This window comes from Pseudomonas nunensis (assembly GCF_024296925.1).
GTDB lineage: Bacteria > Pseudomonadota > Gammaproteobacteria > Pseudomonadales > Pseudomonadaceae > Aquipseudomonas > Aquipseudomonas nunensis.
Map to the genome: position 1 here is coordinate 2671568 of NZ_CP101125.1, position 15899 is coordinate 2687466.

Annotated in this window: 12 protein-coding genes and 1 pseudogene; 8 read left to right on the forward strand and 5 right to left on the reverse strand. The window is 59.9% G+C overall.

Translation table 11 applies throughout. The features are described from left to right. Positions 1-232 precede the first annotated feature (232 nt). Positions 233-928 carry a pirin family protein gene (locus tag NK667_RS11415; RefSeq protein ID WP_054047667.1) on the forward strand — a complete coding sequence of 232 codons (696 nt, stop codon included), beginning with the start codon at positions 233-235 and terminating at the stop codon, positions 926-928. A gap of 195 nt (positions 929-1123) precedes the next feature. Here the strand turns inward: NK667_RS11415 and pgm are convergent, their stop codons facing one another. After that, complete coding sequence (gene pgm, locus NK667_RS11420; RefSeq protein WP_054614783.1) at positions 1124-2770, reverse strand: phosphoglucomutase (alpha-D-glucose-1,6-bisphosphate-dependent); 1647 nt, start codon at positions 2768-2770, stop codon at positions 1124-1126. Between the two features lie 185 nt (positions 2771-2955). Between pgm and NK667_RS32830 the strand changes: the two are divergent. The 5 genes and pseudogenes from NK667_RS32830 to NK667_RS11440 form a co-directional block, all read left to right on the forward strand. Further along, positions 2956-3094: pseudogene (locus NK667_RS32830) on the forward strand (integrase); the annotation flags it as partial. A 144-nt stretch (positions 3095-3238) separates the two neighbouring features. Continuing rightward, the gene (locus tag NK667_RS11425) at positions 3239-4078 is read left to right on the forward strand and encodes an SDR family oxidoreductase (RefSeq protein ID WP_054614784.1); all 840 of its coding nucleotides are present in this window, start codon (positions 3239-3241) and stop codon (positions 4076-4078) included. Between the two features lie 134 nt (positions 4079-4212). Further along, positions 4213-5220 (forward strand): SDR family oxidoreductase, encoded by a 1008-nt coding sequence (locus NK667_RS11430; RefSeq protein WP_083471309.1) that lies wholly within the window; start codon positions 4213-4215, stop codon positions 5218-5220. A 128-nt stretch (positions 5221-5348) separates the two neighbouring features. Beyond that, positions 5349-5723 carry a DUF1330 domain-containing protein gene (locus NK667_RS11435; RefSeq protein WP_054046070.1) on the forward strand — a complete coding sequence of 125 codons (375 nt, stop codon included), beginning with the start codon at positions 5349-5351 and terminating at the stop codon, positions 5721-5723. Positions 5724-5810: 87 nt separating this feature from the next. Continuing rightward, positions 5811-6893, forward strand: coding sequence for an alpha/beta hydrolase family protein (locus tag NK667_RS11440; protein WP_054614785.1), 1083 nt, complete (start codon positions 5811-5813; stop codon positions 6891-6893). Positions 6894-7146: 253 nt separating this feature from the next. Here the strand turns inward: NK667_RS11440 and NK667_RS11445 are convergent, their stop codons facing one another. The 4 genes from NK667_RS11445 to NK667_RS11465 form a co-directional block, all read right to left on the reverse strand. After that, a complete protein-coding gene (locus tag NK667_RS11445) occupies positions 7147-8064 on the reverse strand; it encodes an AraC family transcriptional regulator (RefSeq protein WP_054046074.1) in 918 nt (305 codons plus the stop codon). 257 nt (positions 8065-8321) lie between these two features. After that, positions 8322-9722 carry an aminotransferase-like domain-containing protein gene (locus tag NK667_RS11455; RefSeq protein ID WP_054614786.1) on the reverse strand — a complete coding sequence of 467 codons (1401 nt, stop codon included), beginning with the start codon at positions 9720-9722 and terminating at the stop codon, positions 8322-8324. 67 nt (positions 9723-9789) lie between these two features. After that, on the reverse strand, positions 9790-11244 hold the full coding sequence (locus NK667_RS11460) for a hypothetical protein (RefSeq protein ID WP_054614787.1): 1455 nt from the start codon (positions 11242-11244) through the stop codon (positions 9790-9792). 572 nt (positions 11245-11816) lie between these two features. Beyond that, positions 11817-12839: a zinc-dependent alcohol dehydrogenase family protein gene (locus tag NK667_RS11465; RefSeq protein WP_054046080.1), complete on the reverse strand. Its 1023-nt coding sequence runs from the start codon at positions 12837-12839 to the stop codon at positions 11817-11819. Between the two features lie 270 nt (positions 12840-13109). Between NK667_RS11465 and NK667_RS11470 the strand changes: the two genes are divergently transcribed. Both NK667_RS11470 and NK667_RS11475 read left to right on the forward strand, forming a co-directional pair. Further along, positions 13110-14027, forward strand: coding sequence for a LysR family transcriptional regulator (locus NK667_RS11470; RefSeq protein WP_054614788.1), 918 nt, complete (start codon positions 13110-13112; stop codon positions 14025-14027). 152 nt (positions 14028-14179) lie between these two features. Continuing rightward, positions 14180-15457: a tyrosine-type recombinase/integrase gene (locus NK667_RS11475; protein WP_054614789.1), complete on the forward strand. Its 1278-nt coding sequence runs from the start codon at positions 14180-14182 to the stop codon at positions 15455-15457. Positions 15458-15899 lie beyond the last annotated feature (442 nt).

The window sequence follows — 15899 nt, forward strand, 5'->3', positions numbered from 1 at the left end:
TTTGCCGTTTAGTTCTAGTGAAATGCTTACAGGTCATTGGCTTATGCGATGAAGTGAAGGCTGGATGAGAATGTTTCGAGGTTATTCAACATCAACTTATTAGATTGTTTTGAAGCACTTTTTACGCTTTTTATCGATCATCGGCTGATAGATGATGCTCGCCATCAACCACCGGTTCTTGTTTCGTGGCTCAGGCGCACCGCCCCATGACGAACCTTTTCAGGAGACGATCATGCTTGAACTCAGACCATTCAACACCTTGGGCGGCGCCCATCATGGCTGGTTGGATGCCCATCACCACTTTTCGTTCGCCGAGTACCATGACCCGAAACGCATGAACTGGGGCAACCTGCGGGTCTGGAACGATGACGTGATCGCCCCGGGTACTGGCTTCCCACAGCATCCGCACCGCGACATGGAAATCATCACTTATGTGCGTGAAGGTGCGATTACCCACCAGGACAACCTGGGCAACAAGGGCCGTACTGAAGCGGGTGACGTGCAGGTCATGAGCGCAGGCACCGGGATCGCCCACAGCGAGTACAACCTGGAATCCACCGAGACCCGGATTTTCCAGATCTGGATCATCCCCAACGAGGCCGGCTCGGCTCCGTCGTGGGGCGCCAAGCCTTTCCCGAAAGGTCAGCGCGAAGGTTTCGTGACCTTGGCCAGCGGCAAGACCGGCGACGATCAAAGCCTGCGGATTCGCGCTGATGCGCGGTTGGTGGCGGCGAATCTGAAGGCCGGGGAATCGGCGGAGTATCACCTTGATAACGGGCGCCGTGCCTACCTGGTTCCGGCCACCGGTGTGATTGAAGTCAACGGCTTGCGTGCACAAGCTCGAGACGGTGTAGCGGTCGCCGATGAGCAAGTGTTGCGTGTGACGGCGATTGAAGACAGTGAGATCGTGTTGGTGGATCTGGCTTAAATACCAGGTAAAAAAATGGGCGACCTTGTGGTCGCCCTTTTTTGTTTGTAGCGATTGTGGCGAGGGGGCTTGCCCCCGTTCGACTGCGAAGAAGTCGCAAATCAACACACACGGTATGCCTGGAAAACCGCAATGGCCGGATTAGGGTCGCTACGCAACCCAACGGGGGCAAGCCCCCTCGCCACAGGCCCTCAATCACTTCGTTGAAATAGCGCCATCCACCAGGGTCTGAGCCTCAGCCACCAACTGCTTGAGATGCTCGTCGCTGATAAAGCTTTCCGCATAGATCTTATAGATGTCTTCAGTGCCCGACGGACGCGCCGCAAACCAGCCGTTCTCGGTCATGACCTTCAAGCCACCGATTGCCTGGTTGTTACCCGGCGCATGGCTGAGGATGCTCTGGATCGCTTCGCCAGCCAGTTGGGTCGAGGTGACTTGGTCCGGGGACAATTTGCTCAGCAGTGCTTTCTGCTCAGGGTTGGCCTTGGCATCGACCCGCACCGAGAACGGTTCGCCCAACTCGTCAGTCAGTGCGCGATAGGCCTGGCTTGGGTCGCGACCGGTGCGGGCGGTCATTTCTGCCGCCAACAGCGCCGGAATCAGGCCGTCTTTGTCAGTGCTCCAGACACCACCGTCCTTGCGCAGGAAGGAAGCGCCGGCGCTCTCTTCGCCACCAAAGCCCAGGGAACCGTCGAACAGGCCATCGGCAAACCACTTGAAGCCGACCGGCACTTCGTACAGACGACGACCGAGGCGCTTGGCCACTCGATCGATCAAACCACTGCTGACCACGGTTTTGCCCACGCCAGCATCGGCACGCCAGTGCGGACGGTTCTGGAACAGGTAGTCGATTGTTACTGCGAGGTAGTTGTTCGGCGCCAACAGGCCGCCGGACGGGGTCACGATGCCGTGACGGTCGTGATCCGGATCGCAGCCGAAGGCCACGTCAAAACGATCTTTCAGACCAATCAGGCCCTGCATGGCGTGGGTGGACGATGGGTCCATGCGGATCTGCCCGTCCCAATCGACGGTCATGAAACGGAAGGTCGGATCGACCTCGGTGTTGACCACTTCCAGATCCAGGCGGTAATGCTCGGCAATCGCCGACCAGTAGCGCACCCCTGCTCCGCCCAACGGATCGACACCCAAATGCAGCTTGGCGTCACGAATGGCGTCGAAGTCGATCACGTTGATCAGGTCGGCGACATAGGTGTTGACGTAGTCGTGGCGATGGGTGGTGCTGGCTTTCAATGCCTGCTCGTAGCTGATGCGCTTGACGCCGGCCAGCTTGTTGCCGAGCAGTTCGTTGGCCTTGGCTTCGATCCACTTGGTGATGTGGGTGTCGGCCGGACCGCCATTGGTAGGGTTGTATTTGTAGCCGCCGCTTTGTGGCGGGTTGTGGGACGGCGTAATGACGATGCCATCCGCCAGGCCCGAGGTGCGGCCACGGTTGTAGCAAAGAATTGCATGGGAGATGGCCGGGGTCGGCGTGTACTCGTCGCCTTCGGCGATCATCACGGTGACGCCGTTGGCGGCCAACACTTCGAGGGCGCTGGCACCGGCTGGGGTCGACAGCGCGTGGGTGTCGATGCCGACAAACAGCGGGCCGTCGATGCCCTGGGCTTCACGGTACAGGCAAATGGCCTGGCTGATCGCCAGAACGTGCCATTCGTTGAAACTCAAGTCGAACGAACTGCCACGGTGACCTGACGTGCCAAAGGCGACGCGCTGGGTAGAGATGTTGGCATCAGGCTGGCCGGTGTAATAAGCCGTTACCAGTCGCGGGATGTCGACCAACAATTCTGCCGGTGCCGGTTTGCCCGCAAAAGGACTGAGTGTCATGCAAAACCTCTGAAATAGAGTGGTTCAGGAATAGAGACGGAGTTTACTGGCAGTTTGACCACGGCGCGATAGCAACGATCCGCGCGGTCTACGACCTTTTTTAACCCAGGATGACTCCAGTACCGCATTTCGCTGGAATACGCCACAGCCTGCTACAGCAGGTTTATCAAGGAGTCAGGCGATAGAACTACGTCATCCCCCTGGCGATCCGTCTGCAATTCGAGTTTGCCGCCCGCCGCTGCGAAATCGTCACGCTCGAATGGGAATGGGTCCAAGCCCATGAGCGAAGAAGCCTATCGGCTGCTTTCGACAGCACCGATGCGTTCGCCGCGCGTGTCGAAGCACGCCGATAGCTGTTCATATAGTCTTCGTGAGAAATCATATTGGGCAATAAATGCTGCGTAACGTGCACCAAATTCAATGAAATGGCGGGCCACAATGGGTAATCGTTAAAAGAGGTTACCCCCTATGACTGACAAGAAGGTTTGGCTCGTCACCGGCGCTGGCCGCGGGCTGGGCACCGAGATCGCCAAGTCGGCGCTGGCCGCAGGACATGCCGTGGTGGCAACCGGCCGCGATGTCGCCAAGGTCGGCGCGGCCATTGGCAAGCATGACAATCTGCTCACAGTCCAGCTCGACGTTACCCGTCCCGAAGATGCCCAGGCCGCGGTCGAGGCCGCCATCGGCAAGTTCGGCCGGATCGACGTTCTGGTCAACAACGCGGGCAATTTCTACGCAGGCTTCTTCGAAGAACTGAGCCCGGATCAGGTGCGCAAGCAGATCGAGACCCTGCTGTTCGGTCCGATGAACGTCACCCGTGCCGTGCTGCCGGTGATGCGCCAGCAGCGCTCCGGCCTGTTGCTGAACATCTCTTCGACCGCGGGCATTGCCGGCGGCATGTTCTGCACCGCCTACGCGGCCGCCAAGTTCGGTATCGAAGGCTGGACCGAGTCCCTGACTCCCGAGATCGAACCCTACGGTATCCGCACAATGCTAGTGGAACCGGGGTTCTTTCGCACCGAACTGCTGAGCGCCGACTCCACCACCTACGCCGAGCCAGCCATCGACGACTACGCCCAGCGCACGCGAGAGATCGTCGCGGCCTGGAGCGGCATGGACGGCAAACAGGGCGGCGACCCGGCCAAGCTTGCGGCCGCCATCGTACAGCTCGCGGGACGAGATGAACCGCTGACGCGTTTCGCCGCTGGCGCCGATGCCGTGCAGACCTTCGAGGCCAAGGCCAAGGCGCTGCTCGATCAGGCCGAGGCGCATCGCGCGTTGTCGTCCTCGCTTGCCCACGACGGCTGACGCGATCGTTCGCAACATCAACCCGTGCAACGCATGTGGATGACTTCATGACGCTTGGTCTCGCCCTGCGCGCCCCCGCATTGCGGACCACGCCCACCATCCAGGCCTGGCCATCAACCCAAGGAGCCCTCACCATGAGCAATCTACCCACCGACCAAGTCGAATCCGACGACGCAGCAGGCCGTGAACGCCGGGAATTCATCAAGGCCGGCCTGGTCGTGACGGCCGCTGCCTTGCTGCCTGGTTTGGCTGCGAGTGCGTCGGCCGCGACCGCAACCGGCGCGCAAGCGCAAGGGCATCAAGGGGCAGGCAAGAAGGTGTGGATGATCACCGGCTCCAGCCGGGGCCTGGGCTTGGCGATCGCCAGATCGGCACTGGCTGCCGGCCATGCGGTCGTGGCTACCGGGCGCAATCCGCAACGGGTCGCGGCGGCGCTGGGCAACCACCATGACCTGCTCACCGTCAGGCTCGATGTCACCCGTCCGGAAGAGGCCTACACCGCGGTCGAAGCGGCCGTGGGCAGGTTCGGCCGGATCGATGTCCTGGTCAACAACGCGGGCAACTTCTACGCAGGCTTCTTCGAAGAGCTCAGCCCGGATCAGGTTCGCAGCCAGATCGAGACCCTGCTGTTCGGCCCCATGAACGTCGCCCGTGCCACGTTGCCGGTGATGCGCAAGCAGCGCTCGGGGCTGCTGCTCAATATCTCCTCGAGCGGTGGCATCACCGGCGGCATGTTCTGCACGGCGTATTCCGCCGCAAAGTTCGGCATCGAAGGATGGACGGAGTCGCTCATCCCGGAAATCGAGCCCTACGGCATCCGCACGATGCTGGTGGAGCCCGGCTTCTTTCGCACCGAACTGCTGACCCCGGCCTCAACCACGTACGCGGAACCCTCGATTGATGATTACGCCCCGCGTACGCGGGAGACCGTCACGGCGTGGAAGAGCATGGACGGCAAGCAGCCGGGAGATCCGGTCAAGCTCGCCAACGCCATCGTGCAACTCGCGGGGCGCGAACAACCGCCGCTCCGCTTCCCCGGCGGTGCCGATGCGGTGCAGACCTTCGAGGTTAAGTCCAAGAACCTGGCCGAGCAGGCCAATGCCAATCGCGCACTGTCGAGCGCCCTGGCGCATGACGCGTAGGGCCGGGCCAACCAAGGCGTCTACAACATGACCAGGTTCGGCGTGAACGGCTTCACCGAATCGCTGCGCCAACCGCCGCTCTGGCGCTTGACCTCAATCTTGACCTCAATGCAGTGGACCCAACTCCAATGAAGAAATACATCCTCACCGCAGCCGCCGTCATGGCGATGGCACTCTCTGCAACGGTTTACGCGCAGCCGCCCGGCTACATGATCGCCAACTACACGATCACCGACCAGGCCGGCTTCCAGCGATACATGGATGCTGCGGGGCCGCTGGCCCCCAAGTACGGCGGCAAGATTATCGTGTTCAACATGAACGCCACCGCCGTGGAGGGCAAGCCCAAGATGGTGATGGCCATCGCGGAATTCCCGAGCCTGGCCGACGCCCAGCGGTTCTACAACTCGCCGGAATACACCGCCGCCAGAAGGCTGCGCATCGAGTCCACAGAAGGCTCGGTCGTCATCACCGAAGGCTTCGTCGCGCCGACGCAGAAGCCGTGACGCCCTTCGTGCCGCGGTTCTGACCGCGCCTCGGGAGAACGCGCCTCATCCAACACCGATATCTCACCTACATCGAAGGAATCCACCATGAGCAATCCGGACAACTCTCCCGCTCTGCAGGAAGGCGCCTCATCCCATAGTCGCCGACAGATTCTGAAGGCCAGTGCATCGCTGGCTTCCCTCCCGTTGCTGGCCATGGCTGCGTCCGGCGTGGGTGCGGCGCAAAGCCAGGCCGCCGCACCGGCCGCTGCACCAGCCGCCGCGGCCACCGATGCCGGTACTGATGCCTTCATCAACGGCATGGCCGATCTCATGGCCCACTCGACCCGCACGCCCATCCTGCGTTGGCCCAACGAGTACGGCATGGAGTACGAAGATGTCTTCTTTCCCGCGATGGACGGCGTGACCATCGAGGGCTGGTTCATCCCCGGCAACTCGGACCGGCTGCTGATCTTCAACCACCCGATGCCGTGCAACCGCTATGGCTATCCCGGCCACCTGGCCCCGTGGCAGGACTTCGGCGGCTTCGAGGTGAACTTCCTGCCCGAGTACAAGATCCTGCACGACGCCGGCTACAACATCCTGACCTACGACATGCGCAACCATGGTCGCAGCGGCATTGGCAGCGGCGGCGTCAACGGCCACGGGGTTCTGGAGTACCGCGACGTGATCGGCTCGATGCGCTACGCCAAGTCGCGGCCCGATACCCGCAAACTGAAGACCGCGCTGTACAGCCGTTGCCTGGGCGCCAACGCCACCATCGTCGGCATGCACAAGCACCCCAAGGAGTTCGCGCATATCAGGGCGATGATCGCGCTGCAGCCGGTGTCGCCGGCGGTGTTCGTCCAGACCGCCGTCGAGAGCCAGAAGATTCCCAACGGCGTCGCACGGTTCGATGCCGCCTTCCACAAGCGCACCGGCTACCACCTCGCCGATGTATGGCCCATCGAGTACTCGCGGTCGGTCACCATTCCGACGTTCGTGTCTCAGGTGCGGCGGGACTTCCTGACCAAGCAGTCCAACGTGCAGGAGATCTACGACCTGATCTCATCCAAGGACAAGAAGCTGTTCTGGATCGAAGAGACGGACAAGCGCTTCGAGGGCTACAACTATTTCGGGCGAAACCCGCAGCTCGTCCTCGACTGGTTCGAGAGCCACATGCGCTCGTGACGGGCTCCAGCAGCAACATCGGCTTCGCGATAGCCAAGGATTCGGCAGACAGAGGCGCGCTGGTGATTCTCAACGGCCGCCATCAAGACAGCCTGTACAGGGCCGCCGCGGGCCTCAGCTCCGAAGTGCGCAGCGCGATTGGCGCGTTCGTACTGGTCGCGTCAGAGTTCAGAGTGGTTGAAGCTGCCTCCGCAGACGATTCGAGAACCACTTCTGGCTTATCGCCGCGCGGCGTCTCTGCCACTCGGTGCAATCAACTCAGTCGCATGCGTTTGATATCACGTTGAGGCGGTGCGCCGAACAGGCGGCTGTACTCGCGGTTGAACTGAGAGGCGCTTTCGTATCCAACGAGCCCGCCCGCGTAGCCGGCATCGAGGTTCTGGTTGAGCATCAGTTGCCTCGCCTCCTGCAGCCGCAGTTGCTTCTGGAACTGCAGCGGGCTCATGCCGGTGATGGCGCGAAAGTGCTGACGAAAAGTTGAAGGGCTCATGCGCGCACGCTCAGCCAACTCGTCGACGTGCAGCGGCTCTCTGAAATTCTGCTTGAGCCACGCTACCGCCTTGGCGATTTGCCGGCTCGGTGAGCCCGCCGCGACCAAGTGCTGCAGTTGTGCGCCGTGCGGGCCTGTGAGGAGGCGAACGGTGATCTCGTGTCGAATCAACGGGGCCAGTTGAGGTATCACCTGCGGCTCGTCCAGCAGATTGACGAGACGGACCAGGGCATCACCCAAGGCGCCATCGAGCTTTTCGATGGTGACCGGTTGGCAGGAGCTACCCTTGTCCGGTTGCGACAGTTCCAGCTCCGAAGCGATCTGCATGATCAGGCGCATGTCCAGCGTCAGCATCATGCCGAGGAACGGCTCGCGCGTGGTCGCGTGCATGATGTGCGCCAGCACGGGGAGATCGATCGTCGTCAGCATGGACTGCCCCGGTCCGTAGTCCGCCACCTCTTCTCCAAGCGTGACCTGCTTGCCGCCCTGCACGACGACGCCAAGTCCCACGCCATAGATGCAGTGCAGCGGCGCGGTGGGTGCCTTGCGGCGATGCAAGGTCAAGCCGGGAATGACTGTGGCGTGATCACCGTCGCTTTGGGCAAATCTTCCGATGACACGCGCCAACGCCTCCACCGTCGTCGGAGTCGCCGATGGCTTGGGCGATTCATACTTGATCATGAGCTTCTCTTTTGCCTTGAGTACCACAGCCGAGCCTAGCATCGGCCCACATCACCCACACCGTGTTACAACGATCATTAATCATTTTAGGCAAACATAAGGATGAATCCGGCAAGCAAAAAGAGGGCGCGATCCACAGGCGTGCGAGCGTCATGCTCGCCAAGTAGAACGCATGCTGCGTCGATTCGACCGGGCGCCGATGATCGCCGAACAGGTCGCTTTTCAAAGAGCTTGATAGCGGACCTTTTTAACCCCGCTCAATCAATCGCTTCCAGACGTAATGCGTCACCCAGCAATCCCAGTGCGGTACCGAGGTCATGGTCACCGCTGAACGTATGGCTCAAGCGAAGATGCTGACCATACAGGCCTTGCAGGCTGAACAGCTCGCCTGGCGCAATCACCACTTGCTGCTTGAGCAAGCGCTGAAACACCCTGCGCACATCGACCTGACGCAACGAGCGCGCCCAGATCGTCGCACCACCTTGCGGCTCGACCGGTTGCAGCGCGTCCCCCAGTCGTTCGTGCAACAGATGGATCATCTGCACCTGACGCTCCTTGAGCAGGCGCCGCAGTACTTGCAGGTGCTGGTCGATACGGCCATTGCTGTAGAGGCGGGCAATGGCTTTCTGGCGGATCGGCGACAGGCGAAACGCACGCAACAAAAAATGCCGCTGCAGTTCTTCGCCCAGTCGTCGTGAGAGCAGATAGCCGTACGGCGCTTCCGGCCCGATGATTTTCTCGAAAGTGGAGAACACGATCAGCCGATCAGGCGCCAGAAGGTCGCGAAACTTCGGCCCTTCTGGCTCGAAACCAAGCTCGCCATAGCAGTCGTTTTCCAGCACCCAGCAGTCATGCCGAGCCAGCAGCTGCGCGACCGACTGCCGGTTGTCATGCGGTACCTGGCTTCCCCGCGGCATGCTCAGCCCTGATGACAGCATCACCAGCCGCACCGACTCGATCTCCAACACGTCATTGAGCCGCTCCAGGTCCAACGCGCCGCAGGCTTGCAATGGCAACTCGATCACCCGCACCTCCGCCGTCTCAAGCAAACGCAGAATCACCCAATCACACGGCGACTCGACCACCACCGTGGCGCCTTTGAGGCAGAGGATGGTGATCAGTATTTCAAGCACGCCGCGAAGATCGGCGCCGATGTAAACCTCGTCGGCATGCCAGTAACGCGCCGGTGACGTGGTGTAGCGCGCCGCCAGTGCCGTACGCAATTCAAGCTCGCCACAGGGTTGCGAGGCCGAGAGTGGCTGGCGCGGATACTGGCGCAGCAGTTCGCGTTCCAGCGTCAGCAGCGGGCTGTCCAGTGGCTGCAACAGGGCCGGTTCATCGGCGCTCAACACCAGCATTTCTGGACGCCGAGCATTGAAATAGACGGTTTCAAGTAAATCATTGCCGCTGGCCAACGGACCAATGGCAGCTATCGGCTGCGAGTAATAACCGGACTTGGCCACCGAGTAGACCCGCCCTTCCTTCTCCAGCAGCGAATAGGCGTATTGAATGGTTGAAATCGACACGTTCAGGCGCAGCGCCAACTGCCTCAAAGAAGGCAGGCGAGTCGGTGTGCCGCAACCCGGTTCATTGATGAGGTGCGTCAAATATCGATACACCGCCTGATAAGCAAAGTCGGTTTCTCTGGGTCCTTTCATTGGTATTCGCCGGGCACGGTGCAGGTATTTGCTTGAACGGTTGTGGATGGCGACAGCCCCTGCACTTTCAATGCCCCGCTGACAGTTCGCCAATAGCGTCCGCGTCATCGTCCTGCGGGTCTTCGACGCAAACGTCTTCCTGCACGGTTACTGACCCCATGCGATAAAGCGTGGCAATCAGGTTGACTGGCAAGCCACTGACATCGACCATCCATTGCACGACTTGCTCGGGCACCTGATGCCCCTGCATCGCCTTGTGCAGGTCCGGCATGGCCACCAGCATTCCGGGGTGGCAACTGCGCAGGAAACGCTCGAGTCCCGCTCCCCCATCGACAAAGGGCGCAAAGAGCAGGCAGATCAATTGAGCCTCGGTCAACCCGAGGGTTTTCAGCACCTCGTCCGCCGCCAGCAAGCGGCGCTCGGTCATGACGACCGGATTACCAAATGACTCCAGTGCCAATTCGCAAAAGCGCTCCGGCACCAGTTTGCGCCGCATCAACACCAGGGCTCGCTGCAAGTATTCAGCGATCCCGGTTTCATAACTGTCGCCCGACACAACGCTCGCCTGTAACCCGCGCAAATGCGCCGCAATCACTGGGCTGACGTATTCGCTATCGCTCAGGTGCGCCGCCATTTCGTCAATCTGGACACCGAGGAATTCGGTGAGCAGCGGCCAGCGCTCCTCGAGTTTGCCGACCACCATGTCGTGAATATCGATATTGGTCGTGCGGCGGCAGGCTTCAAATCCGCCATACGGGCGCCATTGCGCGCGCTCATGGCCAGCATAAAATTCAAGATAATAGTCGCTGCCCAGGTCATCGAGCACGGCGAACAACCCGTCAAACCCCGCGATGTTGTTATTCAGGGTCCCGAGACCTGCCTTTTGCGCCGCGCGCTTCAAACCGTCGAGAAACTGCTTCTGTTGGCGCGGCGTTTCGCTGCTGATCAACGCATCGACCCCATTGCCCCATCTCGCGATCTGCCCGTAGAACTCGCCCGTTGTCAGGTAACCATCATCCCAAAGATCAAGCGGCCCATCCCAGGCCCGGCGATGGCCGACCATCAACAGGTTGAGCCGGTTCGACTCGCGCCCGGCCTCGGAGATCGGCGCCAGATGGTTGAATGGCAGGACTTCACGGTTATCCACCATCAACAATTCGACCCGAGGATCGTCATAGAGGAACAGCGCCGCGTTGGTACGATGGATGTTCTCCAGCGCTGTAGAACCGGTCCCGTTCAGGCGCAACGTGGCCACGCGTAGCTGAAACGTCGCCGGTGCCCGGCTGGCGATGCTCAGTTGGGCGGCGCGCAACAAGGCCAGGGTGTAACAACTGTCGAGCGTGCCGGACTGGATCGACATCACCTTGAATTCGCCGATGCGCTCCATACCGCCAGCCGACACCACCAGGCGCTGAATCATAAGCTGCAAGGCGGTGCGCTCGGCGCGCGAGAAAAAACTCAGCAGCCTTTGCAGTACTTGCTGGTAAACATAGTTCATTGCCTGATCGTGAATTGTAGTCATCAGTGTTTTACCTGGTATTCGGAAGTTCAACGTCACGCAAACAGTGATAGACACTGCGCGACCGATTCTCGCTGTGAAGTGCTTGATCCTGTCATAAAATGCTAGCACTTAAGTTTGGGGTAATTATTTGAAATGTTTGAACTCTGCCTATGCCAAGGCGACAGCCACCTCCTCGCAAAGCCCGACGGGGCAAGGCCCGCGAGGTTTGGCACGACTTCCTAGGAAACTTCCGACAGCGTCCCACAGACATTGAGTACAAAAAATAGAGAAAGAAGATACTGATTGGTCTTTAGTCTTCAAACGTTGTGACATTTGCCCGTCGTCTGTCGCAAACATGTGCTGATTAATATCAGCCGAACGCCCACTCATGACTCATTCCTTGAGATGAAAGTAATCATTCAATTATCAGGGCTTATATGATGATTAGAAGATACAGATCGAAAGCAAAAACCGGTTCAGTTGCTGAAACCCGGTAGACAGAAACGAAAATGCCCTCTGCGCAAGGAGCGCAGAGGGCATCGGGAAAGCTTGAAGAGCAAGCGTACGTGAGGGCACGCACGCCTGCGTAAGGCTTACGCTGGCTCGACCTGCAGGGCGACCCGTTCGCGGCATGGGCATTCGTCCATGTAGCGATGCGCTTCGACAAACTCGGAAAACGGGAAGACCCGAGTCTTGAGCGGCAGCAGCACGCGGTCGGCGGTCAACTGGTTGATATCGCGCAACGCCCGTTGCAACGCCACCTGATCCTGAATAATGCCCAGCTCCGGCTTGCCGGTGAAGTTACCGATACAGTGCACGAAGAACTGAATGTTCTTCTGGAACGCTGCACACGCCGGGAATGGCGTCTGGTTGCCGCCTTGCAGGCCGTAAAGCACCAGGCTGCCACGCGGCGCCAGCACGTCACCGAGCATCGACATCTGTGGCCCGCCAAGCCCATCGAACACCACATCGACGCCACGGTTGTCGGTGATCTTGTTGATCTGCATCAGCAGATCCTGTTCTTCGGTGACGATGACTTTCTCGGCACCGAGGGACAGCAGGTAGTCACGTTCTTCCGCGCTTTTGGTCGCTGCGATCACTCGCACACCCAGGGCTTTGCCCAGTTGTACAAAGGACGGCCCTGCGCAATGGCTTGCGTCGGTTACCAATGCAAACTGCCCTGGTTTGACCCGCGCCAGATCGACGTAGGCAAAATAGGCGATCAGCAGCGGCGTGTAATGCACGCTGGCTTCGATCGGGCTGAGCACGTCCGGGTAGCGGGTCAGTGCCGAGCGCGGCAGAACAATCTGTTCACCGTAGACCGGATAATCGTTAGGACTCTCGGCTGGGAAGCTGGCGACCTTGTCACCCACCGCCAAGTCATCAACACCGTCGCCGACCGCCGTCACAACACCCGACATTTCATGGCCGAGGCCTGAAGGCAGACGAGCGTGGGACGAAGCCAGGTTCTGGCGCCAGAGAATGTCGTACCAGCTGATGCCGATTGCTTCGACGCGCACCTGCACTTCACCTGGTGCAGGCAGAGCGGCCGCATGCTCTTCGCATTTGAGCACCTCGGCTGGACCAAACTTGTGAAAACGGATCGTGCGGGACATCGCAAACCTCGTCAAAGTAACCTCTAGTGCCACGAACTCTATCTGGGCTTTCTACCCAAGACCATCAGTGGCTATTAATAGTCGACATGCCTGTCATTGATTCCGCAGCGCCGGCGGCATCACCAGATGCCGTAAAAAACCGAAGCAGCCATTTAAGTAAAAAGTGAATTACACGGTGCAGAGTAGCAGCCTTTGCCCGTAAGATTCATGCCGGCCATTGTTCTCATATGGCCGCCCACGTCAAGTTTGCTGACTCTGCCAGGACTCCAGATGAATCGTAATGACCTGCGTCGTGTCGACCTGAACCTGTTGATCGTTTTCGAAACATTAATGCATGAACGCAGTGTGACCCGTGCTGCGGAGAAATTGTTCCTTGGACAACCCGCGATCAGTGCGGCGCTCTCGCGCCTGCGCGGGCTGTTCGATGACCCGCTGTTCGTGCGCACCGGCCGCAGCATGGAACCGTCGGCCCGGGCAGTGGAGATCTTCGCCCTGCTCTCCCCGGCGCTGGACTCGATTTCCACGGCGGTCAGCCGTGCGGCGGAATTCGATCCAGCCACCAGCACTGCGGTGTTTCGTATAGGTTTGTCGGACGACGTCGAATTCGCCTTGCTGCCCATGCTGCTCAAACGTCTGCGCGCCGAATCACCGGGCATCGTGCTGGTCGTTCGCCGGGCCAACTACATCCTGATGCCAAGCCTGCTGGCCTCGGGTGAAATCTCCATCGGCGTCAGCTACACCGCCGACCTGCCGGCCAACGCCAAGCGCAAAGTACTGCGCCGCAGCATGCCCAAGCTGTTGCGAGCCGACACCGTGCCGGGCCCGCTGAGCCTGGACGACTTCTGCGCGCGACCCCATGCGCTGGTGTCGTTCGCCGGCGACTTGAGCGGCTTCATAGATGAAGAACTAGAGAAGCTCGGGCGCAAACGCCATGTCGTCCTTGCAGTGCCGCAATTCAACGGGCTGAGCACGCTCATCAGCGGGACGGATATTGTCGCCACCGTGCCTGATTACACGGCTGAGGCGTTGACAGCCGCAGGTGGTGTGCGGGCGGAAGATCCGCCGTTGCCGGTGCGAACCTTTGAACTGCACATGGCGTGGCGTGGGTCGCAGGATAATGATCCGGGCGAGCGTTGGTTGCGGTCGAGGATTCAGATGTTTTTTGGGGATCCGGATAGTCTCGCCTGAACGCGACCTTCAAGCATAAAATCCAGAAAACAATGGGAAATACTGGTCCGCACTTGTTCGTTACTGTTCTTATTTTTCCGTGTTCGTCCAGGGTATCTGGGGGTATTATCTAGGGTATCTTGCCCTGGCAGCTCCACGGATACCCCTACATCATGCCTGCTTCCGACAGTCCCACAGCCAACCCGTCATCTCCCAGAAGCCTCAGTGATGCCCGCCTTAGATCGCTGTTCGAGCCCGGTAGGTACACAGACGGCACTGTGCCCGGCCTCTATCTGCAAGTCTCGAAGAGCGGCGGCAAGTTGTGGCGGCTGAAGTACCGCCTGCACGGCAAGGAATACGTGTATGCGATCGGTACCTACCCTGCCATAGGCCTGAAGAAAGCTCGCGATTTGGCTTGGTTAGCTAGAACAGAGGTATCTGAAGGCAAACACCCTCTGAAAGAGAAGAAAGCCAAGCTCGAGGAAAAACGACTCGCGGAAGACCGGACGTTCCAGTTCGTCGCCGAGCAATGGTTGAAGATCAAAGGGCCTAAGCTGGTCGAAAAGTCTCTCGCCGGCTTCAACGGTGCACTGACCAACCACATCTACCCTACCCTCGGCCAAATGGCGGTGGCCGACATCAAGCTTGAGCACATCAGTGCCGTGATCGGCAGACTCACCGGCAAGGGCATGATGGCGATGGCCAAGCGGTGCCGGACGATCATGCGGGCCGTGTTAGGGTTTGCGCTGGGGCGTAGCTGGGTGCCGCACAACGTGGCACTGGGCAAAAGCGACGAACTGGAAATCAGCCACGTCGTGACCCACTCCGCCGCGCTGGAAACACCTGAAGAGCTGGGGCGCTACCTGCGACGGCTGGAGACTTCTGGCGACGGCAGTGTGACGCAAGCACTGCGACTGTCGGCCCTGCTCCCCTGCCGCCCCGGTGAGCTGGCGGTGATGCGCTGGGAAGACACCAATCTCGCCGGTGGCGACTGGCGTTACGTGGTCGGCAAGACCAAGCACCTGAGTAAGGAGAAGCACATCGTACCGCTGCCGACACAAGCGCTGGCAATCCTGCGTGAGTTGCACGAAAGCCGTGTCGTCAACGCCAAGGGAGAAGGCTGGGTATTTCCGAGCCCGGTCCACCCTGGCGAGCCCATCAACCCCACCTCACTGTTGAAAGCGGCACAGCGCCTGTGGCCGGACGGGAAGATAACCGCCCACGGTTTCCGCAGCGTGTTTCGCAGCATGGCCCACGAGCATCTAGGGATTGATTTCGTGGTGCTTGAACTGATGCTGTCGCACAAGATGCCCGGTCCGCTCGGTGCCACCTACGCACGGGCGCAGTTGCTGAAGCAACGTCGAGAGGCGGCGCAGGAGTGGGCCGATTACCTCGACCGCCTGCGCTCAACGCCAGAACAAAACAATGACCGGATGAACGGCATTGAATGATATTGCACAGCTGAAAAAACAGGAATAAGGTGCCGGCCAATCCCGACAGGAAAGGGATTGACCAGCAAACCAAACCAGATACACGTAGTCCCGCCCCAAGGTCCGCCATAGGAACCTGACAGGTACACACAAATCGAAACGGAACAGACATTCGATTTGGACTGGGATCAAGTGACCGGTGCCAACAGCGCCGGGTTCAGTTGATTTCGAGGTGCACCATGTCAGCAGCAACCCTCACCGCCACAACACCCCCTACTCTCGCGTCGGAATCGGCCTACAACCATGGCCACAGCCCACTCATGCCCCTTAGAGAAGCATTGGCCATCTACGGCGCGGGACGCACTGCCTTCTACGCCAGCATCGCGCGTGGCGACTTCCCTGCCCCTGTCTCGCTCGGCCCCCGGCGCTCAAACGGCTACGCCGGTAAATCCATGTGGGTTCG